At 67.1% G+C, this 20,650-nt stretch carries 20 protein-coding genes and 1 pseudogene; 17 read left to right on the top strand and 4 right to left on the bottom strand.

From position 1 onward, the window contains the following. Nucleotides 1-200: 200 nt before the first annotated feature. The 9 genes from ACVK00_RS30735 to ACVK00_RS30695 all read left to right on the top strand — a co-directional run bounded on the left by ACVK00_RS30735 (nt 201) and on the right by ACVK00_RS30695 (nt 8,271). Nucleotides 201-659, top strand: coding sequence for an MEKHLA domain-containing protein (locus tag ACVK00_RS30735; protein WP_284901207.1), 459 nt, complete (start codon nt 201-203; stop codon nt 657-659). 266 nt (nt 660-925) lie between these two features. Next, nucleotides 926-1,408 carry a hypothetical protein gene (locus ACVK00_RS30730; protein WP_175676112.1) on the top strand — a complete coding sequence of 161 codons (483 nt, stop codon included), beginning with the start codon at nt 926-928 and terminating at the stop codon, nt 1,406-1,408. Nucleotides 1,409-1,727: 319 nt separating this feature from the next. Then, on the top strand, nt 1,728-1,973 hold the full coding sequence (locus ACVK00_RS30725) for a type II toxin-antitoxin system ParD family antitoxin (RefSeq protein ID WP_175662181.1): 246 nt from the start codon (nt 1,728-1,730) through the stop codon (nt 1,971-1,973). Further along, on the top strand, nt 1,963-2,262 hold the full coding sequence (locus ACVK00_RS30720) for a type II toxin-antitoxin system RelE/ParE family toxin (RefSeq protein WP_284901210.1): 300 nt from the start codon (nt 1,963-1,965) through the stop codon (nt 2,260-2,262). Before ACVK00_RS30725 ends, ACVK00_RS30720 begins: the two co-directional genes overlap by 11 nt. Before the next feature lie 510 nt (nt 2,263-2,772). Beyond that, the gene (locus tag ACVK00_RS30715) at nt 2,773-3,186 is read left to right on the top strand and encodes a DoxX family protein (protein WP_011660963.1); all 414 of its coding nucleotides are present in this window, start codon (nt 2,773-2,775) and stop codon (nt 3,184-3,186) included. Nucleotides 3,187-3,348: 162 nt separating this feature from the next. Beyond that, the gene (locus ACVK00_RS30710; protein WP_284901212.1) at nt 3,349-4,293 is read left to right on the top strand and encodes a dTDP-4-dehydrorhamnose reductase family protein; all 945 of its coding nucleotides are present in this window, start codon (nt 3,349-3,351) and stop codon (nt 4,291-4,293) included. A gap of 423 nt (nt 4,294-4,716) precedes the next feature. Further along, nucleotides 4,717-6,066, top strand: coding sequence for a reverse transcriptase family protein (locus tag ACVK00_RS30705; protein WP_284901214.1), 1,350 nt, complete (start codon nt 4,717-4,719; stop codon nt 6,064-6,066). A 363-nt stretch (nt 6,067-6,429) separates the two neighbouring features. Next, complete coding sequence (locus ACVK00_RS30700; RefSeq protein ID WP_006750598.1) at nt 6,430-6,759, top strand: H-NS histone family protein; 330 nt, start codon at nt 6,430-6,432, stop codon at nt 6,757-6,759. A 264-nt stretch (nt 6,760-7,023) separates the two neighbouring features. After that, complete coding sequence (locus ACVK00_RS30695) at nt 7,024-8,271, top strand: MFS transporter (RefSeq protein ID WP_284901216.1); 1,248 nt, start codon at nt 7,024-7,026, stop codon at nt 8,269-8,271. A 147-nt stretch (nt 8,272-8,418) separates the two neighbouring features. On the opposite strand, the gene ACVK00_RS30690 is transcribed toward ACVK00_RS30695, so the two are convergent. Next, nucleotides 8,419-9,372 carry an AraC family transcriptional regulator gene (locus tag ACVK00_RS30690; protein ID WP_284901218.1) on the bottom strand — a complete coding sequence of 318 codons (954 nt, stop codon included), beginning with the start codon at nt 9,370-9,372 and terminating at the stop codon, nt 8,419-8,421. A 109-nt stretch (nt 9,373-9,481) separates the two neighbouring features. Between ACVK00_RS30690 and ACVK00_RS30685 the strand changes: the two genes are divergently transcribed. The 4 genes and pseudogenes from ACVK00_RS30685 to ACVK00_RS30670 all read left to right on the top strand — a co-directional run bounded on the left by ACVK00_RS30685 (nt 9,482) and on the right by ACVK00_RS30670 (nt 14,123). After that, nucleotides 9,482-10,312: an SDR family oxidoreductase gene (locus ACVK00_RS30685; protein ID WP_284901220.1), complete on the top strand. Its 831-nt coding sequence runs from the start codon at nt 9,482-9,484 to the stop codon at nt 10,310-10,312. A gap of 216 nt (nt 10,313-10,528) precedes the next feature. Continuing rightward, nucleotides 10,529-11,442, top strand: a pseudogene (locus ACVK00_RS30680) (acetoacetate decarboxylase). Between the two features lie 25 nt (nt 11,443-11,467). Then, the gene (locus ACVK00_RS30675; protein WP_284901222.1) at nt 11,468-12,730 is read left to right on the top strand and encodes a saccharopine dehydrogenase family protein; all 1,263 of its coding nucleotides are present in this window, start codon (nt 11,468-11,470) and stop codon (nt 12,728-12,730) included. Nucleotides 12,731-12,935: 205 nt separating this feature from the next. Further along, a complete protein-coding gene (locus ACVK00_RS30670) occupies nt 12,936-14,123 on the top strand; it encodes a YncE family protein (protein WP_284901224.1) in 1,188 nt (395 codons plus the stop codon). Between the two features lie 137 nt (nt 14,124-14,260). Here ACVK00_RS30670 and ACVK00_RS30665 read toward each other — a convergent pair whose 3' ends face one another. After that, a complete protein-coding gene (locus tag ACVK00_RS30665) occupies nt 14,261-14,395 on the bottom strand; it encodes a hypothetical protein (RefSeq protein ID WP_006750603.1) in 135 nt (44 codons plus the stop codon). Nucleotides 14,396-14,795: 400 nt separating this feature from the next. Between ACVK00_RS30665 and ACVK00_RS30660 the strand changes: the two genes are divergently transcribed. The 3 genes from ACVK00_RS30660 (at nt 14,796) to ampC (ending at nt 17,523) form a co-directional block, all read left to right on the top strand. Continuing rightward, entirely contained in the window at nt 14,796-15,251 is a 456-nt protein-coding gene (locus tag ACVK00_RS30660; RefSeq protein ID WP_284901229.1) for a hypothetical protein, read from the top strand. A 104-nt stretch (nt 15,252-15,355) separates the two neighbouring features. Further along, nucleotides 15,356-16,168, top strand: coding sequence for an alpha/beta fold hydrolase (locus ACVK00_RS30655; RefSeq protein WP_284901231.1), 813 nt, complete (start codon nt 15,356-15,358; stop codon nt 16,166-16,168). A gap of 185 nt (nt 16,169-16,353) precedes the next feature. Further along, nucleotides 16,354-17,523, top strand: a complete 1,170-nt coding sequence (ampC, locus tag ACVK00_RS30650) for a class C beta-lactamase (protein ID WP_284901232.1) — start codon at nt 16,354-16,356, stop codon at nt 17,521-17,523. Nucleotides 17,524-17,547: 24 nt separating this feature from the next. On the opposite strand, the gene shc is transcribed toward ampC, so the two are convergent. Beyond that, nucleotides 17,548-19,596: a squalene--hopene cyclase gene (shc, locus tag ACVK00_RS30645; RefSeq protein WP_284901234.1), complete on the bottom strand. Its 2,049-nt coding sequence runs from the start codon at nt 19,594-19,596 to the stop codon at nt 17,548-17,550. 52 nt (nt 19,597-19,648) lie between these two features. Between shc and ACVK00_RS30640 the strand changes: the two genes are divergently transcribed. Beyond that, nucleotides 19,649-20,359 (top strand): TetR/AcrR family transcriptional regulator, encoded by a 711-nt coding sequence (locus ACVK00_RS30640; protein ID WP_284901236.1) that lies wholly within the window; start codon nt 19,649-19,651, stop codon nt 20,357-20,359. A 123-nt stretch (nt 20,360-20,482) separates the two neighbouring features. On the opposite strand, the gene ACVK00_RS30635 is transcribed toward ACVK00_RS30640, so the two are convergent. After that, nucleotides 20,483-20,650: zinc ribbon domain-containing protein (locus ACVK00_RS30635; RefSeq protein WP_456826975.1), on the bottom strand; the 168-nt coding region annotated here is incomplete at its 5' end.

Genomic DNA, 20,650 nt, shown 5'->3' with positions numbered 1-20,650 from the left:
TGGTAAATCGAGCTTTTTATGGCTTTTCTTGCCCGTTCGGTTTTTCCGAGTGGCAATTGAATTTGTCCCGCGCAACATGTCGCCGGCACCGGCAGAGGGCATCCTGATCGGACGACGGCGGCGGGTCGCGAGCAATATGATGGTGCGCCTGGAATCGTCATACCATTGTCGTTCGACATCCTTCTCCGGAGCTTTCTGCAATGTCATCGCCCATCGACGTTCACTTCTTCCGCGTCCTTGCGGACAGCTACCAGCGACTGCTCGACAAGTCCCTCGTTCCCGCCGGGATGAGCACGTCCGAAGCCGCGAGATGGCTGTACGAGGAAGCGCCTTTCGGGATTCTCGCGCACGATGTAGCGGTGGACCCCGTGTTCGTCTACGGCAACAGGCGCGCGCAGGCCATTTTCGGATATGACTGGGATGAACTGACGGCACTGCCTTCACGGTTCTCCGCGGAGCCGATGGAGCGAAGCGAACGCCAGTCGTTTCTCGAGCAAGTGGCGCGAGACGGCTTCGTGTCGGGATATCGCGGGATACGCATCACGAAGTCGGGCACACGCTTCTGGATCGATCACGCAACGGTGTGGCAACTCACCGATCCGGCCGGGAATCACTGCGGTCAGGCAGCGATGATTCCGGAGGTGCGCGCCATTGGATAGTTTTCGCGACGCTGGCGCGAGTGCCGAACCTGGGCCGGTGTGGTGCGTGGATCGACATCGTGGGCTACCACGTGGGACACGGCCTTGCGCATTAACGGAACCAAGAGCTGAAGACGCGGTTTTCGTCATATGAATTCGCGCCGAATCATCTATATTGAGGGTTCGGCAATCGAGGGCCGAGTCTTCTCCGCGCTCGCGTTGGAAAAGAGCCCACATCCGCGGCGGAGCGTGTTGCCGATCACTGATCATTACGAGGAGTGGCAAGCATGGGATCGTCCCTGCAAGGCATTGCGTTCAGGTCGGTGTACAACAAAAAGTGGATATCGCTGGTTACTAGCTTCTACGGTCGAGATTGTTACGTGGCGTGCAAAGACACACCGGATGCGTTCTGCATGTTCACCATGAATCCGACGATGGGGGTATTTAGCGATGTGGAGGGCAACTGGATCATGCAAAGCCTGGACGATCCGACGAAATTGATCCCATATTCAGCGGTTGAGCCGCCGGATGACAATACCCTCAATCACGCGCGCTTCTCGTTTACCAAGACCGCGCTCGGCCAGGGCACCCAGGTATCGATTGTTACGCTGGATAAGGCCAGGACCTGGGTGGTCGACGACAACGGCACCGACCAAGGCGTGCTGAGCCTGGCCACCGCTTATACGTTGGATTACGTCGGTGACGAAGTCGCCGGCAAACTGACGTTCGAGTACTGGGACAGCGTGCTTTCGCCGTGGCCGCCCGCCTGAGGGCGATCGGACCGCCTGACTGCCGCTCGCCCACGCTGCCGGAGTGACACAGATCGCGGCGCGCGGAGCCGACCGGCGAGCGGCCAGCACCGTAGTGCTAGCGTGGCTGAGCGGTTCTGCGAAATAGCCCGTACCACCTACGGTCACGTATCTCACAACCCGGCTTCCGCCGGGTTTTTCATGGTCGACGCCGGCTGGCACTCAGGAGGCCAGAAATGCTGCATCCGATAACGCCTCATGGCAGATCCGTCGATGCCGCGGGACCAATGGGCGATACCAAAATTTGGTATATGATGGTGCCATCATGAGGGGGTGCACGATGGCACGGAACACTTCAATCTCGCTGGGAGACCACCTGACGCAGTTTGTCGACACGCAGGTCGCGTCCGGTCGCTATGGCTCGGCCAGCGACGTGGTGCGGGCGGGGCTGCGCCTGCTCGAAACGCAGGAAACCGAGTTGCGGGCCCTGCAGGAGGCCTTGAAGGCCGGCGAGGCCTCGGGCGAGCCGACTGCCTTTGACAGCCAGGCGTTCTTGGAGCGGATGCGGAAAAAGCATGCCGATTGAGGCGCGTCTGGTGCGGCTGACGCCGCTGGCCGAGGCCGATCTCGAGGACATCTGGACCTACACCTTCGAACGCTGGTCGCTTGAGCAGGCCGAGCACTATGTGGGCGAGCTCGCCTCGGCGTTCGAGCGTCTCGCGCGGCGCGAGTGGAGAGGGCGACCGAGTCGTGCGGGCAACGGCTATTGGCGCTACATGGTCGGTTCCCACGTGGTGTTCTATCGGGAAACGGCCGACAGCCTTGACGTGATTCGGGAATTGCATCAACGCATGGACGTGGACCGGCACCTGTAGAGGACGCCGACCTGCCACGGGCCGTGTCTTTTCAGCAAAACTCCCGTGCAGTTGTCGGCAGCGCCCCGAGGAGTTCGGTCCGGTCGACGAGCTTGCTAGCAATCAGATGCCGCACTTTACCTTCGGCCTGCCATACGCCATAGACGGCGAGCAGCGCAGCGCCGAGCGCTTCCTTCCGAAACTTCTCCAGTAGGTGCCGCGCAGCAGATTTGCCATGCCCCCTCGGCCGCATGTGACGCGTTTGTTACGTGACAATTGTCCACTCAAGCGAGACAATTAATCTTGTTTAGAAGGATTGATGATTTTCGGTGAGACAGTAGACTGCACCCGTGCTTCGCCAGAACCGATCCGCAGCGTGCCAGGACGGCACGACCGGACGGATTCTTCGGCAGCGGGCCGACCGGCCCGCGGTTCGATCGTGCGAGGAGGGTTCGTTGTCGATCTTTGGGTTCGCCGTTGCGGCGGACGTCGGCACCGAATGCGTCAAACCATCCATTCAAGGTGATTGCTATGCGTTACGTTTCGCTGGATTCGAAGAAGGACGAGCTGCTGCTGGCGGGTCGCGTGCTGATGATGATCCTGTTCGTGCTGTTCGGCTGGCAGAAGCTGAACGGCTTCTCGGGCACGGTCGCGTACATGGCGTCGACGGGGGCGCCGTCGCCCGAGCTGTCGGCGGTGATCGCGGTGGCGGTCGAGCTGGTCGGCGGCGCGCTGATCGCGGTCGGGTTCTACACGCGTCCGCTCGCGCTGGTGTTCGCGGTCTATACGCTCGCGACCGCGTTGATCGGGCATCGCTACTGGGCACTGCAGGGCATGGACCAGTACCTCGCGATGATCAACTTCTACAAGAACATCAGCATCATCGGCGGGCTGCTGTTGCTCGCGGTCACCGGGCCGGGGCGGTATTCGTTCGACCGGAAGTAAGCGGGCGCGAGACTTCGTGCCGCACGACGGGCCCGGTGCGCGCAATCGCGCACCGGGCCTCGTTTTCATCACGCGCACGTCGTCGACGTGCGACCGAAATCGACATCGGTGCCGGTTCTCGTATAGATTGGGGCCCCTCATCCCCTTTCGTCGTTGGCTACCGTGTCGCACCCGACCATCCTTCTCATCGGCGCGTCCGGCCTGCTCGGCCGTGCGGTTGCCGCTTCGCTGTCCCGCGAATCGTCGCTGACGCAGGTTGCCACCATCCGGAACCCGGACACCGCGGGCGCACGCCGCCTCGCGTTGCCGCCGGAAAATATCGCGCGACTCGACCTCCTCGATCAGCCGGCGCTCGAACACCTGTTCGACACCCGGCGACCGGCCGCCGTGATCATCTGCGCCGCCGAGCGGCGCCCGGACGTCTGCGAACGCGACCCCGCGGCCGCACGCGCGATCAACGTCGACGCGCCGGCCCGCATCGGCGCACTCGCCGCGCGCTACGGCGCGTGGACGCTCGGCATTTCCACCGACTACGTGTTCGATGGCAAGGCCGCGCCGTACCGCGAAGACGCCGCGCCGAACCCGCTGAACATCTACGGCCGCACCAAGCTGGAAGGCGAGGCCGCGTTGCTCGCCGCGTCGCCGCTTGCCTGCGTGCTGCGCCTGCCGTTGCTCTACGGTCCGATCGTCGACTGGCGCGAGTCGGCCGTCACGAGCCTCGTGCCGGCGATCGTCGCGTCCGCACGACCGGGCGCGGACCCGGTCGGCATGGACGCATGGGCGATCCGCTATCCGACCTACACGCCCGACGTCGCGGCGGTCATCCGCGACCTGACGCTGCGCCATCTCGCGGGTTCGCCCGTCACCGGCATCCGGCATTGGTCGGGCGAGGAACCGATGACGAAGTACGACATCGCGCAGCGGATCGCGGCCGCGCTCGGCATCGACGCAGCGCTCGCGCGGATCGACACGCCGGCCGATGCGACGCCGCGTCCGTACGATTGCCATCTGGATGCGGCGCGTGTGCGCGCGCTCGGGATCGAGCATGCGACACCGTTCGCGACCGGGCTGCAAACCGTGTTGCGCGACGCGCCGCCGCTGCCGTAAGTACGGCGCGTCAGGCTCGCCGATGCGCTGACGCATTCGAACAACCCGCGGAGCAAGAGCGGGCCCATGCGGACACGTCTTCGTATCGGACTCGATCGCGCATGCGACCTGAGCGACGATGCTGAACGACATCGCCGGCGTCGGCGTGCCGCCGATATCGTTGGGCGAGTTTTTCGTGCGGCAGGCATGAACGCCGCGCGACCCGCCATTTGACACCCCGCGCGCGCGGCCATTAAAGTCGCGTCGCGGGGCGGTGGGTCAAGCACACCCCCGGAACAGGCAGCCGATGTTCCAGGACCACGGGGCTACCCCGTGGATGAGATTGACACCCCGATGCGTCGCAAGAGCGCAGGTTGCGCGTTGCGCAACGACGGCTCTCGCAGCACCTGTCACGTTGACTCATCGTCCCGCCCATTCCTTGCCATGCACGCATCCCGGTTCGATGCAGCCCGCATGATTGCCGAAGCGATGCTGGCCGGCCCGCCCGAACGTGGCGGCGTGCTCGAGCGCATTGCGACCGTGCTCGGCGCCGCACCGTCGTGGTCGCATGAGCTCGTGGATCACGCGATCGCGCACTTCGGCACGCACTGGGCCGACGTCGATACCGATCTGCTCGCCAGCGCGCTGGCCGATACGTCCGCGTTCATGATCGCGTGGTACGGCCGTGATCGGCCGGTCGTGATGCGCATCGTGCGCCGGCCGCCGGTGCAGCGGCCATTGCCGGCGCGGCTCGCCGGCGCCGACGTGCCGCAATGGCCGACGTGCGGCGACCTGGCACGCTGGCTCGGCGTGAGCGCGCCCGAGCTCGACTGGCTGTCCGAGCGCTGGCGCATCGACGCGCGCGGCAGCGACTCGCCGCTGCATCACTACACGTATGCCGGCTACGACAAGCGTCGCGGCGGCTGCCGCCTGATCGAGATCCCGAAGGGCCGGTTGCGTGAAGCGCAGCGCCGCATCCTGCACGGGCTGCTCGATCGCATCCCGCCGCACGACGCGACGCATGGCTTTCGCAAGGGACGCGGGATCGTGTCGTTCGCGGCGCCGCATGCGGATCGCGACGTCGTCGTCCGTTTCGATCTCGCGGATTTCTTCGTGTCGGTGCGCGCGGCGCGGGTTCATGCGTTGTTCATGACGCTCGGCTATCCGGCGGAAGTCGCGCGCACGCTCACCGCGCTGTGCACCAACCGCGTGCCGTCGGCGCGGCTGCTCGAGCCCGACCTGCGCGACCGGTTCGATTGGACCGGCCGCCAGCGCTACCGCAACCGCCACCTGCCGCAGGGCGCGCCGACCTCGCCGGCGCTGGCGAACCTGTGCGCGTTCCGCCTCGACATGCGGCTCGCCGCGCTCGCGCGTTCACTCGACGCGACCTACACGCGCTATGCGGACGATCTCGCGTTCTCGGGCGGCGGCGCCCTGGCGCGCGAGGCCGAGCGGCTGCAGGCGCGGGTCGCCGCGATCGCGCTCGAGGAAGGTTTCGCGCTGCAACTGCGCAAGACGCGCGTGATGCGGCGCGGCGTGCGGCAGCAACTGGCCGGTGTGGTCGTCAATCGTCATCCGAATCTCGCGCGCGACGAGTTCGATGTCCTGAAGGCCATCCTGACCAACTGCATCCGCCACGGACCGGCATCGCAGAATCGTGCCGCGCACCCGGATTTCCGCGCATACCTGGCCGGACGCGTCGCCCATGCACGCGCGCTGAACGCCGCGCGCGGCGCGAAGCTGCATGCGCTGTTCGCACGGATCGCGTGGGGCGGGTGCAGTTCCGGCGCGTAAATCGCCGCGCCGGCGTCGACGCGCGCGGGCCGGCGAAGCCCGGGGTGCGCCGGCCCGCAAAAGTCCGCAAACACGAGGGATGTGCACTGCTATCATTCGCGCCATGCCGCGCCCGTGCAAGGGTACGGCGCCCGGTGGCGAGGAGGTCGCCACCGACGGCGCGCCGCGCGTTCGAACGCGACGCGCCCCGTGTTGCGTGCCGATGCCATGCGGCTTTCGACGATCGCGTTGCCTGCGGCATACTGCGAAAGCCTTGCAGGTCCGGGCGAATTCACACATCGCAACACAGATTGGCGGAACTTCGTGATAGGTTCGGCCATCGGAGGTTTTTTGAATAAAAACATACCCAAAGAGGATGAATACATGACCCAGGCCCTGCAGGAACTCGAAGCACAACTTCGGGACCTGAACATCAAGTTGTCGGACGCCAAGCAGAAGGAGAAGCAAGCCGCACTCGCGGCATTCAAGGAGCAGGTCGAGTTGTTGGGCATCACGCAGCAGGAAGTGCTGAGCGCCCTCGGCTACATCGTCCAGCGCAAACGCAAGGCGCCTGCCAAGTATTACGATCCGACGACCGGCCGCTCATGGTCGGGCCGCGGCCCGCGACCCAAATGGCTCGAAGGCAAGGATCTCGACACGCTGCTCGTCGACCGCGAGGCCAGAACCTGGTGGCCTGGGGACGATCAGGGCTGATGCCGCACCGGCACCGCCAAGGTGCCGTTCGACCCGCGCCGGCGGCGACGCCGGCCGCGCCACACCCGCTTCATCCCTTTCTTCGGTGTCCCGCCTGATTGCGGGATCTCCGGCTTCGACATCTTTCAAATTCATTACCGCCGCCGCCCGTTTCCGCACCCGGAAGCGGGCGCGCGCGGCGCTTTCTGCGTGCGCACGTTCGCCGGCACGTCCTGCCCGGGAACAGGCTTTAGAATGTCGCCCGGACATTTCCGGCAGGACACCATGGCGGCAAACATGAAATCTTCGGCGCTCGGCGATCCGGCGGCGCCGCGCGCGGAGCAGGTCGGGTCGTACGCGTGGAAGGCGCTGGCCGGCTCGGCGATCGGCTACGCGATGGACGGCTTCGACCTGCTGATCCTCGGCTTCATGCTGCCCGCGATCACGGCGGCGTTGCAGCTCACGCCCGGGCAGGGCGGCGCGCTCGTCACGTGGACGCTGATCGGCGCCGTCGCGGGCGGCATTCTGTTCGGTGCCCTGAGCGACCGCTACGGCCGCGTGCGGGTGCTGACCTGGACGATCATGCTGTTCGCGGTCTTCACCGGCCTGTGCGCGTTCGCGCAAGGCTTCCACGATCTGCTCGTCTACCGGACCGTCGCGGGCATCGGCCTCGGCGGCGAGTTCGGGATCGGCATGGCGCTCGCGGCCGAAGCGTGGCCGGCGAGCAAGCGGGCGCGCGTGTCGTGCTACGTCGCGCTCGGCTGGCAGGCCGGCGTGCTGCTGGCCGCGCTGCTGACGCCGCTGCTGCTGCTCCATATCGGCTGGCGCGGGATGTTCGTGGTTGGCGTGCTGCCCGCGCTGCTCGCGTGGGTGCTGCGCAACCGGCTGCACGAGCCGGAAGTCTTCGTGCAGCGCGCGACGCAGCCGCGCGCCAATGCGTTCCGGATGCTCGTCGCCGACGCCCGCACCGCGCGCACGAGTCTCGGCATCGTGATCCTGTGCTCGGTCCAGAACTTCGGCTACTACGGGATCATGATCTGGCTGCCGACCTTCCTGTCGAAACAGATGGGCTTTTCGCTGACGAAGTCGGGGTTGTGGACGGCGGCGACCGTCGTCGGGATGATGATCGGCGTCTGGACGTTCGGGCAACTCGCCGATCGGTTCGGCCGCAGGCCGACGTTTCTGCTGTACCAGCTCGGCTCGGTCGTGACGGTCGTCGCGTATGCGCGGCTGTCGGACCCGACGGCGATGCTGTGGGCCGGCGCGCTGATGGGGATGTTCGTCAACGGGATGGTCGGCGGCTACGGGACGCTGATGTCGGAGGGCTATCCGACCGCCGCGCGCGCGACCGCGCAGAACGTGCTGTGGAATATCGGCCGCGCGGTCGGCGGCTTCGGGCCGGTGGCGGTCGGCGCGCTGGCCGCGCGCTACTCGTTCCAGACGGCGATCGCGCTGCTCGCCGGCCTCTACGTGCTCGACATGGTCGCGACGCTGTTCCTGATCCCCGAGCTCAAGGGCGTCGAACTCGAATGACGATGGGCGGCGGTCGGGGGCGCACGGTCATCGTTATGCGACCCGGCTTCCGAGATTCCCGATCATCTTCGCGGGCCCGGTCATACGCGGATAGAGCAGAGCGTCGAGCGCGCGAGGGGATCGGGGCCTATGCCTCCGCTCGAGCGCTCAGTCCGGCTGGAAACGCTCGGAGGTCAGTTTCTCCAACGCGTCCTGCTTGCGAAATTGGCTCGGCGATTGACCGGTGGATCGCTTGAACACTTTAGAAAAACCGAACGCATCCTGATAACCCACGGCCTGCGCAACTTGCTCCAGTGACTGTTGGGTGTCGGAGAGCAACTGCATGGCCTTTTGCATGCGCAGGGTACGCAAATGGTTGAGCGGAGTGTCGCCCAGTGCATTGCGGAAGCGTTCGGCCAGAGCCGAGCGCGACAGGCCGGTTTGTTGGGCGAGTTCTTCCAGCGTCCAGCCATGGCTGAGGTTGCCGTGCATGAGCGTGAGTGCCTGGCGGATGGACCGGTCGGCAATCGCGTGTTGCCAGCCTGGCGCGCCCGACGGGTTCGCTCGCTCAGCGATCTCGCGCAGCGCGAAGACGAACAGTGCATCCAGCAGGCCATGCGTGGCCGAGGTTGCGCCCAGCGCCTGATCGCCGAGTTCGCGATCGAGCAAACCGAGGGTCAGTGGTAGTGCCGAAGGTTGCTGCAGTGTGTTGCCGCGGATGACGAACCATGGCGACAGGCTTCGCAGGAATGGATGCAGTGGCGCGTGCCAGAGTTGATAGGCGGCAGAGATGACCAGCGTGCTACCGGGCGCAGGCACGGGTCTGCGCTCGGCGCCTACGAAGTCCACGACGGGTATGGCACTACTGCATGCGGGCGGCTCACGATCGACCGAGAGCAGGTGAACGCTGCCGCGCGCCATGAGCGCCATATCCCCCGCCTGTAGTGCGAGTGGCTCATCGAGTTCGGGCGCGTGTACGAAGGCTTGGCCACGCGTCACGATATGCAGGCCGAAGCTACGCTCGCAGGGAAATCGCAGCGCGTCACCGGGCGCAAGCGCGTGCATGTCGAGCAGGCGGCCCTGCAGTCCGGCCACATGAAGAATGTCTGAAAGGAGGTCCATTTAGAAATTTCGAAGACGCTTGGACATGAATTTTGGACTTGCATGCATGTTAGTCCGTTTTCCCCGTGGGCACACTGCAGGCTCTCCAACCGTCTCCAAGGCGTTTTCAATGACCACCACGCTCGTAATCGGCGCCAGCGGCCAAATTGGCTCCGCGCTGTCGTCTCAACTCTCTGCCCAAGGTCAGGACGTGCGCCGTGCTACCGGCCGAGCGTCGCGGCCCGGCGAAATCCTGGTCAATCTGGCGACCGGTGCGGGATTGACGCAGGCGCTCGCGGGTGCCGATCAACTGTTCCTGACGCCGCCTCCCGGTTTCGCCAACCATGACGAATTGCTGATTCCCGCCATCGACGCAGCCAGGTCAGCGGGCGTACGCAAGGTGCTGCTTCTTTCGGCCCTCGGTGTCGACGCCGACGACAACATCCCGCTGCGTCGGGCGGAATTGCATCTGGAGCGCTCGGGTATGGCCTGGAACGCAATCCGGCCGAACTGGTTCATGCAGAACTTCCATACCTACTGGCTGCATGGCATCCAGACCGAAGGCCAGATCTTCGTGCCCGCGGGAACCGCGAAGGGAAGCTTTATCGACACGCGCGATGTCGCGGCGGTGGCTGCGCGGTTGCTGAGCAGCGACGACTTCTTGAACACGGCGCACGACCTGACCGGTGCCGAGGCACTGGACCATGCGCAGGTGGCCGAGATTCTCTCGAAGGTGACGGGGCGCACGATCGCCTATACCGATATCGCCGAAGACGAGATGCGTGATGGGCTGCTGAACGCGGGCCTGTCGGCGGACTACACGGAACTGCTTCTGGTCCTCCTGCAGGAATTCAAGGCCGGTCATGCCGCGCACATCACTGACGAGGTGCGGCGTATCACCGGGAAGGCGCCCATTCGTTTCGAGCAGTATGCGCGGGAGTTCAAGTCGCACTGGGCCTGAAGCATGCGTCCTTGTGCGATTGCTCCGCGAGATGTGCCGATGGCCGGGGACCACCGGCTCATGCGGCAGGCGCGCCCGCTTCGATAGTGTCTCCATGCACGAGTCAGGGCCTTGACCTTGAAGTCGGGTTGAATCTTAGAGTGCCTGTTGACGGCAGGAACCGGCAAGCCGCGAAGGTTGCCTGCCACGACCCATCTTCGACGACAGGCAACGCACATGGACAGGCGCTTTACACAGGTCGAATTCGGGCCGCACACGGTCGACGTGCCCGAAGGCGGGTACTACGACCGGTTCCGGATGAATCCGGATCTCGACGAGGTGGCCCGCGATCCCGCGCGGACAACATCGATTTTTTCCGTCGGATTCCGAAGCGTCAGGTCGCGTCTCGCGTGGCGCCGACCTGGGCGCTGAACTTCTACTATCGCTCCAGCAGCATCCAGCTGCTGTTTCTCGCGCCGCTCGAATGCCTGCGCACCATGCTGCTGGTGCCGCTCGAGCCGCTGCGGGCGGTTCCCGGCTACGGCCTGGTCGCGCTGACGTTCTTTTCGTATTCGGTCTGCGACAACGATCCGTATGACGAGGTGTCCGTCGCGGTGGTGATTCGCCGACCGGGCGCGCGCGGCTCGCATGCGCTCGAACTCCTTGACGCGATGCGGCGCCGCAGCTTCTTCGCGCACGTGCTGGCGCTGCCCGTCACGACGGAAATCGCGCGGGTGCGTGGCGTGCACGGCTATCAGTTGCCCAAATGGCTTGCCGATATCGACATGCGCATCGGCGCACGCGTCAGCGCGCGAATTGCCGGGCCGGACGGTCGGCCCGACCTGACGCTGAACGCGCCGACGCCGGCGCTGACCGACGTGCCTTCCCAGTCGCGCATGGGCACGAATATCATGATCAATCTCGTCGACGGCGTGTGGCACCAGAGTTCGGTGCAGACCAATACGCTATCGTTCGCGCAGCGCGTGTTGCCGCGCGGCGTGGAGCTGGTGCGGCACGGCGGCCCGCTGAGCCAGCTGCTCGACGGGCTGGGCGTGTCCACCATCGTGCGATTCGACGTGGTCAAGGATGCGCAGCTCGTGCTGAACCTGCCGACGCCATTGAAGGTGTTCGATGAGCCCGGCTGCCGTTAGCCCACCCCTTTCAAAGGAAGCGTCGATGACCCAGCCGACCCATGATCTCGATCTCGTCGTATTCGGCGCCACCAGCTTCGTCGGGCAGATCCTGACGCGCTACTTGTCCGAATACCTGTCGGGCAGCGGCGAAACGCTGCGCTGGGCGATCGCCGGCCGCTCCGAAGCGAAGCTCCGGCACGTCAGGGATGCACTCGGCGCCGCTTGGCAGACGCTGCCGATCATCGTCGCCGATGCGGCCGACGACACGCAATTGCAGGCGTTGTGCGCGCGCACGCGCGTCGTCGTGTCGACCGTTGGTCCATACGCGCTGTATGGCGAACCGCTGGTCCGGATCTGCGCGCAAACCGGCACGGACTACTGCGATCTCACCGGCGAGACGCAGTGGATCAAGCGAATGATCGAACGGTACGAGCCGGCAGCCCGGCAATCGGGCGCGCGCATCGTGCATTGCTGCGGTTTCGATTCGGTGCCGTCGGATATCGGCGTGCTGTTCCTGCAGCAGCACGCACGGCGGCAGTGGGGCGTGCCGGCCACGCAGGTGAAGATGCGCGTGAAGACGCTGAAGGGCGGTGCGTCGGGCGGAACGGTCGCAAGCGTGATCAACGTCGTGCGCGAAGCCGCGGCCGATCCTGCGTTGCGCCGCGCACTGCTCGATCCGTATGCGCTGTGCCCGGCGGAACATCGCTTCACGGTGCGGCAGCACGCGGTCCGGTCGGCGGAATTCGACCGCGACGGCGGCACGTGGATCGCGCCGTTCGTGATGGCGGCCGTGAACGAGCGCGTCGTGCATCGCTCGAACGCGCTCGCGGACGACGCATACGGCAGTCGGTTCGCCTATGACGAGGCGGTCATCACGGGCACGGGCCTGAAGGGCCGCCTCGCCGCGCTGACGATGGTGGCCGGCCTCGGCGCGTTCATGGCGGGCGTGCTCATCCCGCCGGTGCGCGGCCTGATGGAGCGCTTCCTGCTGCCGAAGCCCGGCGAGGGGCCGAGCGTCGCGGCGCAGCTGGCCGGCCGCTACGATCTGCGCTTCTTCGGGCGTGCCGACGACGGGCGGACGCTGCGCGTGAAAGTCACCGGCGATCGCGATCCCGGTTACGGCTCGACCGGCAAGATGCTCGGACAGGCGGCGCTCAGCCTCGCGCTCGATTGCACCCGCGACGGTGCGAAGACCGGGCGCGGCGGCGGTTTCTGGACGCCCGCGACGATGTTCGATGCGCGCTTCGTTGAACGTCTCGAGCGGCATGCCGGGTTGCGTTTCGAACTGCTGCCGCCGGATGCGTGAGCCGAGCGTGCGTCGGATGCGCGGTGTGGGCAGTGCGATCGGTCGCGATCGATGCAGAACGCATCCGTGCTTGGGCGGATTGTCCGCGGCTGGCGCAAAACGCCGATTTCGCGCGCTTTAGTGCATGATGCGATGGCATCGACCCGTCGAGCAGCGGGGTCGTGCGATTCCTTGCGTCCGCAACCGATCCGGAGAACCGTCCGTCATGCATTCGAATCCTTTTCGCCTTCGTCGCGCCCGTCTGCTCGCCGCGCTGACGCTTGCCACCACCGCCGTCGCCGCGCACGCGGCCGACTGGATCGTGTCCGGCAACGACGGCAAGTACCAGCGCGTCGAAGGGCGCGACACCTTTCTCGCATCGCCGCCCGCCGACACGCTGACGCTGCTCGACGCGAGCGTGTTCCCGCCGAAGGTCGCGCTTCAGGTCGACGTCGAGAACGGCATCCAGGGGCCGCCGCAGGCCGTCGCGATCACGCCCGACGCGAAACTCGCGCTGGTCGGCGCGCCGACGCGTTACGACCCGGGCGCGAAGCAGCTCGTGTACGACACGTTCCTGCAGGTCGTGAATCTTGATGCGTCGCCAGCGGCGATCACGCGCATCGACCTCGGCGCGCACCCGCAGGGGATCGCGATCGACCGGTCGGGTCGCCTCGCGCTCGTAGCGAACGTCGACGGCAGCGTGTCGATCCTGCGGATCGACGGCACGCAGGTGACGCTCGACGGCAACCTGAAGATCGGCAAGAAGCGGCTCGCCGGGATCAGCTTCACGCACGACGGCAAGCATGCACTCGTGTCGCTGCGCGACGAGCAGGGCGTCGCGGTGCTGAACGTCGACGACGGCAAGGTGACCGACAGCGGCACGCGGCTGAGCACGGGCGTCGCGCCTTACACGATCGACGTGTCGAGCGACAATCACTGGGCCGTCGTCAGCAACGTCGGGCTCGCGGGGCTGCCGGGCTATACGGGCACGCTCGCGGGCGATGCCGATTCGGTCGCGCTGATCGACGTGTCGCGCACGCCGTTCCGCACGGTTCAGTACCTGAACGTGCCATCGCTGCCGGAAGGCGTCGCGATCTCGCCGAACGGCAAGTGGATCGCCGTGCAGGCGATGGACGGCTCGAACCTCACGCCCGACAACCCGGGCCGCCACAAGCTCGGCAAGGTCGTGCTGTTCGAGATCCGCAACGGCCGCGCGGTGCAGACGAGTGAAGTGCCGGGCGGCGAAGCCGCGCAGGGCATCGTATTTACCGCCGACAGCCGGCACGTGATCGTGCAGTTCAACGTCGAGCGACAGCTCGCGCTGTATGCGGTGGAAGGCGGCCAGCTGCGCGATACGGGCAAGCGCATCGCGCTGTCGGGCGGGCCGTCATCGTTGCGGACGTTGCCGCGCTGACTTGCGGCGTGGGTGAGCCGGCCGCGGTTCGCCGTCGGTGATGCGGATGGGGCAGGCTGGCGTGCGATGAGAGTGTGCGGGGAGCGGCGTCGGCGCTCGTGCCGGGCCGGCCGCGCCTGCGATGAACCGGCGCTCTGCTACGGACGCAGCAAATCGAACCCGCCGAACACGACCACGCCGCTGAGCGCAATCATCGCGACCGAATGCTGGCCGAAATACAGAATCGCGGCCGCGAGCCACGTGGTCAGGCAGAAGGCGCCGATGCGGGCCATCGTAATTTCCTCGAAATGCGTGATGAAGGGGGGGCGCGCCGAAGCCGTCACGTCGTCGTGTCGCTTCGGGCGCGGCGCTCGCGCAGCGACGGCGCCGGACGGCGTCGCGTGTCGCGCCCGATCGAGCGGGCGCCGGTGCGGGGGTAGCCCGCAAGTCTTGCCGAAAGCAGCCGGTGTGCTGCAGAGGCAAGCCAGTCCGCGATTTTACCAGCGTGGACGGCCGGTCATTCTGGCCCCTTCGCGACCGTCGGCAGCCTGCCCACGACATGGCGAGCGGCACCGGCTGCGCGGCCGCGTCGAGGGCGGGACTAAAGTTTTGTCCGACGAATACCGTAAACCGGTTGCAAGGATTCCCTGTTCAACCGACCCGAGTCGCACATACTCATTACGGACCGACACGATGCAGATCGATCTCTCTTCCGCCGCGCAGACCCCGCTAGCCACCAGCAACGCAGCCGCCAACCCGTCCGGCACGGGCGCCGCGGCCACGGCCACGGCGGCTGCGTCGTCGCCGACCGGCGGCACAACGAAGACGTCGGCGAGCGGCGCCGCGCCGTCCGGCGGCGCGGGCGAGACGCTTGGCGCGTCGGGATCCTCGGCCGACGATCCCGCGGTCACGCAGCTGAAGCAGCTCATCGAGCGCTTGCAGAAACAACTCGCGCAACTGCAGCAGCAAATGGCGGCCGTGGCACAGCGCGCGAAGGATGACCCGGCCGCGGCGGTCGAGCAGCAGACGCTGAGCGCGGAAGCGAGCACGATCTCGGGTGCGCTGTCGACGGCGATCGCGCAGCTCGCGCAGGCCATCCAGAAGTCGGGCGGCTCGACGTCCGGCGGGCTCGTATCGACTCAGGCCTGACGGCACGGCGCCGCACAGCCCAGCACAGCACGCCGACGCGTCGCGGCACGCCACTCCGCGCATTACAATCGCAAGCTCGTCTCCCTCGAAAGGACGGCAGAACGATGACTGCGGAATTCGCCGACGACGACCTCGTCCGCTTCGACGCGCAAGGCGGCACGCCGCTGCCTGCGGCCGATGCCGAAGGATGGCTGGATCACGACGGCGCGCGTATCTGGCACGCGTCGTTCGGCCACGGCCCGCCGGTCGTGCTGCTGCACGGCGGCCTCGGCCACGGCGGCAACTGGGGCAACCAGGTGCCGGCGCTGCTCGCGTCCGGCTACCGCGCGATCGTGATCGACAGCCGCGGCCACGGCCGCAGCACGCGCGACGATCGCCCCTATTCGTACGAACGCATGGCCTCCGACGTGCTCGCGGTACTCGACGCGCTGCACATCGGGCGCGCGCGCTTCGTCGGCTGGAGCGACGGCGCGTGCGTGTCGCTCGTGCTGGCCGCCCGCGCGCCGCAGCGCGCGGCGGGCGTGTTCTTCTTCGCGTGCAACATGGATCCGGGCGGCACGAAGGAGATGGTGCCGAGCCCGCTGATCGACCGCTGCTTCGCGCGGCACCGCAAGGACTACGCGCGACTGTCCGCGACGCCCGACCAGTTCGACGCGTTCGTCGCGGCCGTCAGCGAAATGATGCGCACGCAACCGGATTACAGCGCGGCCGACCTCGCGGCGATCGCGGTGCCGGTCGCGATCGTGCAGGGCGAGCACGACGAGTTCATCCGCCCCGAACATGCGGCCTATCTCGCGCGCACGATTCCGGGCGCGACGCTGACGATCCTGCCCGGCGTGAGCCACTTCGCGCCGCTGCAGCGGCCGGCGCGCTTCAATGCCGCGATGCTGGCCTTTCTCGACCGGTTGCCGGATTGACATCGGCATGGCCGGTGCATGCGTTGCATAAGATTTTCTTTAGGCTCGCGCAAAATATCATCGATTGTTGGACGGCGGCCGGTGGCGGATAGTCCTGCTTCGACCGGCCGGCTGCCGCAGTCTCCGCGCGGCGCGGCCGGACCTGTTGTCCACACAACCATCAGAAAATCGAAGGAACCGCAACCATGCGATTCAACGCGATACGCATCGCCGCGACCCTGTTCGTCGCCGCGTGTGCCGCCGTCACGGCCGGCCCCGCGGCCGCCGCCACGCCCGACGAGATTCACGACACCGTGACCCGCAACGTCGCGCCGCTGATGAAGCAGTTCGCCATTCCCGGCATGGCGATCGGTATCGTCGCCGACGGCAAGCCCTACGTGTTCGACTATGGCGTGATCTCGACGCAAACCGGCAAGCCGGTGACCGGCGACACGCTGTTCGAGATCGGCTCCGTCAGCAAGACGCTGACCGCGACGCTCGCGTCCGACGCGCAGGAGGGCGGCGAGCTGTCGCTATCGGATCCTGCGGCCAAGTATCTGCCCGCGCTGCAGGGCAAGCCGTTCGGCGGCGTGACGCTGCTCGAGCTCGGTACGCACACGCCGGGCGGGATGCCGCTGCAGGTGCCCGACAGCATCCGCGACGACGCGGACCTGATGCGCTATCTCGATGCGTGGCGGCCCGCGTACGCGCCGGGCACGCGCCGCACGTACTCGAACGTCGCGATCGGGATGCTCGGGCAACTCACCGCGAAGGCGATGAACCGCGACTTCGCGGCGTTGATGGAACGGCGGCTGTTCCCCGCGCTCGGGATGACGCATACCTACATCAACGTGCCCGCCGCGCGCCAGGGCGACTATGCGCAGGGCTATACGCAGGACGGCAAGCCGATCCGGATGACGGGCGGCATGCTGTGGCAGCCGGCGTACGGCGTCCGGACCACGGCGGCCGACCTGCTGCGCTTCGTGCAGGCGAACATGGGGCTCGTCGAAACGGCGCCCCGTCTGCAGCGCGCGCTCGAGCGCACGCACACCGGCTATTTCCGCGCGGGGCCGTTCACGCAGGACCTGATCTGGGAACAGTATCCGTATCCGGTCACGCTGCCGACGCTGCTCGAAGGCAACGGGCCGCCGATGCTCCACGACGCGACGCTCGCGACCGAACTCAAGCCGCCGCTCGCGCCGCGCCCGGACACGTGGATCAACAAGACCGGCTCGACCAACGGCTTCAGCACCTATGTCGCGTTCGTCCCGGCGAAGCGGATCGCGATCGTGATGCTTGCGAACCGCAATTTTCCGATCGAGGATCGCGTGAAGGCCGCGTACCGGATCGTCGAGTCGCTCGACGGCAAGCCGTAACCTGCGGCGTGCCCGCGCCCGCGCTCAGGCGAGCGCGGCGTCCGCCGCCGTGGACGCGGGCACGGCGTGCGCGCCGGCCGACGACGCGCCGCCGGCCAGCCGCCGATAGCGCGCGAGCGCCCACAGCGGGAAGTACGCGGTATAGCCGTGATACTTCAGGTAGAAGATGCGCGGAAAGCCCGGCGCGTTGTGCGACCGGTGCCACCAGAAGCCGTCGTCCTGCTGCACGGATTGCAGATACGCGATGCCGCGCTTGACCGATTCCGATTCGCCGTCGCCGAACGCCATCTGCGCGAGCAGCGCCCACGCGGTGCAGTTCGACGTGCTTTCGCCGGCATTGGTGCCGGCGAGCGCCGGGTCGATGTAGCTGTCGTTCGTCTCGCCCCAGCCGCCGTCCGCGTGCTGACGTGCGCGCAGCCATGCGAGCGCGCGGGCGATGTACGGCTGCGACGGGTCCTCGCCCGCGAGCGCGAGCCCGGCCAGCACGCTCCACGTGCCGTACACGTAGTTCGTGCCCCAGCGGCCCCACCAGCTGCCGTCGGGCTGCTGCGTGCGCTTCACATAGTCGATCGCGCGCGCGAGCGACGCGCGGTCGTCCGCGCGCTTCGTGACGCCGAAGCACAGCAGCACGCGGCCCGACACGTCCTCGGTCGGCGGATCGAGCAGCGCGCCGTGATCGGCGAACGGAATCGCGTTCAGGTACAGGCGGTCGCAGTCGGCGTCGAAGGCCGCGAAGCCGCCGTTGCGCGATTGCAGCCCGCGCATCCAGTCGAGCGCGCGCGCGACGCGCGCCGCATACGGATGCGAGCCGTCCGCATTGCGATGCGTGAGGCCGCGGCGGTCGAGCATCGCGGTGACGACCGCGCTGTCGTCGATGTCGGGGTAGTACGGGTTCGCGTACTGGAACGCCCAGCCGCCCGGTTGCGTATCGGCGGGCGCGTTCTCGATCCAGTCGCCGCGCAGGTCGTTCACCTGGCGCTCGGCCAGCCAGTCGTACGCGCGCGCGATGCGTGCGTCGAGTTCGTCCAGTGCGCTCGCGGGCACGCCGGCTTCCGGCACGGCCACGCCGCGCGCCTGCTCGAGCGCCATCGTGCTCCACGCGGTGTCCCACACCGGCGACAGGCACGGCTGGCAGTACATGCTGCCGTCGGGCCGCGTGACCAGCAGCTTCTCCAGCGCGTTCTCGCAGTCGCGGCGCAGCGGATGATCGTCCGGGTAGCCGAGCACGTCCATCATCTGGTAGCTGTACACGATCGGCGGAAAGATCCCGCCGAGGCCGTCTTCGCCGTTCATGCGTTCCGCGCACCACGCTTGCGCATGCCGGATCGCGCGCTGCCGCAGGCGTTTCGGCAGCAACGGCTCGACATGGCGCACCACGCGGTCGAGCGCGAGGAACGCGCGGCGCATTCCGCGCGCGGGCGGGAAGTACTGGCGCTCCTGGTCGGGCGGCGTGACGAACAGCTCGGGAATCGCGATGTTGCGCGGGTTGCGCGCACGTGCTTTCAGCGAGCACAGCACGAGCAGCGGCACCATCGTCGTGCGGGCCCAGTACGCGACCTTGTACATCGAGATCGGCACCCACTTCGGGAACAGCACGAATTCGATCGGCATGAACGGCGCCGCGCGCCACGGCACCTGGCCGAACGTCGCGAGCAGGATGCGCGTGAACACGTTCGAGCGTGCCGCGCCGCCGAGCTTGAGGATCGCGTCGCGCGCGCGGACCATGTGCGGCGCCTGCTCGCTGTCGCCGGCGGCCTTCAGCGCGAAGTACGCCTTCACGCTGCACGACACGTCCGGGTCGCCGTCGACGTACAGGTCCCACCCGCCGTGCGTGTCGAGCCGCTGGATCGCGCGCAGGTAGCGCGCCATCTTCTCCTGGCGCGCGTCGTCGATCTTGTCCATGAAATGCATCATCAGGATGTATTCCGCGGTGATCGTCGCGTCGGATTCGAGTTCGAAACACCAGCTGCCGTCGGGCTGCTGAAGGCGCATCAGCGCGTCGCGTCCACGGGCGATCGCGGTGTCGAGCGCGGACCAGGGGGAGGGGGCGGGTTTGTTCATGCGGCGGATCATACCATCCGGCCGGAATGTTTATATCGAGACCGCGGGTGCTACCATCGCCCCCATGAAAAAACGCCTCGAACCTGCTTCGCGCGCTACCGCCGCGCTTGTCGACACGGCTGGACCGGCCGACGCACGGGACGCGCCCGAGCCCACGCCCGTCGCCGGCGTGCGGCGGAAAAAAGCGCCGGAGCAGGTGCGCGCGCAGCTGCTGGAAGCCGCGTCGGAAATCGCGACTGGTCACGGCGTGGCCGCGCTGACGCTCGACGCGGTCGCCGAGCGCGCGGGCGTGACGAAAGGCGCGCTGCAGTATCACTTCGCGAACAAGCAGGGCCTGCTCGATGCGCTGTTCGGGCAGGCGACCGAACGCTTCGCGACGCAGATGGCCGCGCGCCGGGCGGCGGATTCGCACGGCGACGGCGCGGCGGCGCGTGCGTATCTGCATGCGGTGCTCGACACCGCGCAACCGGCCGCGAGCACCGACGTGCTGCGCGTGCTGGTCGCGTCGATGATCACAGAGCAGGAGACGCGCGCGCGCTGGTCGGTGCCGATGCGCGAGTGGACGCGACCGGACCCGGTGCCGCTCGAGCAGGCGGCGACGCTGATGATCTGCCGGCTGGCCGCCGACGGGCTGTGGATCTCGGAGCTGCTCGACAGCGTGGAGATTTCGGCCGAGCTGCGCGCGGAGATCGTCCGGCAGCTGGACCGGATGAGCGCGGGGGAGCCGCCGGCGGGCACGGGGAAGCGCGCGAGCGCGCGCGGCCGACGCGGCTGAGCGCGTTCAGCCGCTCAACTTCCCGACGAACTCGGCGATCCCGCCTGACGGTCGTCGTCGCCAACGACGTGGCACCGGCTGCGCAGCGCGACATAGATCCGACGATTTGACGTCCTCACCCGCCTAAAAGCCGGTGATTCCCACACCTGGCGATGCACGTCCGCATCGGAGAATGTTCAGCGCAGCGTTGATATCACGATCATGCACGACACCACAGCCATCGCAGGCCCACTCTCTCATTCGCAGTCCCGCGATACCTTTCGGCCGCGTCGTGCTGTCTTTCGATCCGCA

It is taken from the genome of Burkholderia sp. PvR073 (assembly GCF_054055695.1).
Note: the sequence above shows the minus strand (reverse complement) of the source record. Positions and strands in the feature narration are given on the sequence as shown.

What these genes read in the sequence shown, in the direction of transcription:
- ACVK00_RS30735 (WP_284901207.1), top strand. Translation starts at nt 201, where the DNA reads ATGTCATCGCCCATCGACGTTCACTTCTTCCGCGTCCTTGCGGACAGC.
- ACVK00_RS30730 (WP_175676112.1), top strand. Translation starts at nt 926, where the DNA reads ATGGGATCGTCCCTGCAAGGCATTGCGTTCAGGTCGGTGTACAACAAA.
- ACVK00_RS30725 (WP_175662181.1), top strand. Translation starts at nt 1,728, where the DNA reads ATGGCACGGAACACTTCAATCTCGCTGGGAGACCACCTGACGCAGTTT.
- ACVK00_RS30720 (WP_284901210.1), top strand. Translation starts at nt 1,963, where the DNA reads ATGCCGATTGAGGCGCGTCTGGTGCGGCTGACGCCGCTGGCCGAGGCC.
- ACVK00_RS30715 (WP_011660963.1), top strand. Translation starts at nt 2,773, where the DNA reads ATGCGTTACGTTTCGCTGGATTCGAAGAAGGACGAGCTGCTGCTGGCG.
- ACVK00_RS30705 (WP_284901214.1), top strand. Translation starts at nt 4,717, where the DNA reads ATGCACGCATCCCGGTTCGATGCAGCCCGCATGATTGCCGAAGCGATG.
- ACVK00_RS30700 (WP_006750598.1), top strand. Translation starts at nt 6,430, where the DNA reads ATGACCCAGGCCCTGCAGGAACTCGAAGCACAACTTCGGGACCTGAAC.
- ACVK00_RS30695 (WP_284901216.1), top strand. Translation starts at nt 7,024, where the DNA reads ATGGCGGCAAACATGAAATCTTCGGCGCTCGGCGATCCGGCGGCGCCG.
- ACVK00_RS30690 (WP_284901218.1), bottom strand. Translation starts at nt 9,372, where the DNA reads ATGGACCTCCTTTCAGACATTCTTCATGTGGCCGGACTGCAGGGCCGC.
- ACVK00_RS30685 (WP_284901220.1), top strand. Translation starts at nt 9,482, where the DNA reads ATGACCACCACGCTCGTAATCGGCGCCAGCGGCCAAATTGGCTCCGCG.
- ACVK00_RS30675 (WP_284901222.1), top strand. Translation starts at nt 11,468, where the DNA reads ATGACCCAGCCGACCCATGATCTCGATCTCGTCGTATTCGGCGCCACC.
- ACVK00_RS30670 (WP_284901224.1), top strand. Translation starts at nt 12,936, where the DNA reads ATGCATTCGAATCCTTTTCGCCTTCGTCGCGCCCGTCTGCTCGCCGCG.
- ACVK00_RS30665 (WP_006750603.1), bottom strand. Translation starts at nt 14,395, where the DNA reads ATGGCCCGCATCGGCGCCTTCTGCCTGACCACGTGGCTCGCGGCCGCG.
- ACVK00_RS30660 (WP_284901229.1), top strand. Translation starts at nt 14,796, where the DNA reads ATGCAGATCGATCTCTCTTCCGCCGCGCAGACCCCGCTAGCCACCAGC.
- ACVK00_RS30655 (WP_284901231.1), top strand. Translation starts at nt 15,356, where the DNA reads ATGACTGCGGAATTCGCCGACGACGACCTCGTCCGCTTCGACGCGCAA.
- ampC (WP_284901232.1), top strand. Translation starts at nt 16,354, where the DNA reads ATGCGATTCAACGCGATACGCATCGCCGCGACCCTGTTCGTCGCCGCG.
- shc (WP_284901234.1), bottom strand. Translation starts at nt 19,596, where the DNA reads ATGATCCGCCGCATGAACAAACCCGCCCCCTCCCCCTGGTCCGCGCTC.
- ACVK00_RS30640 (WP_284901236.1), top strand. Translation starts at nt 19,649, where the DNA reads ATGAAAAAACGCCTCGAACCTGCTTCGCGCGCTACCGCCGCGCTTGTC.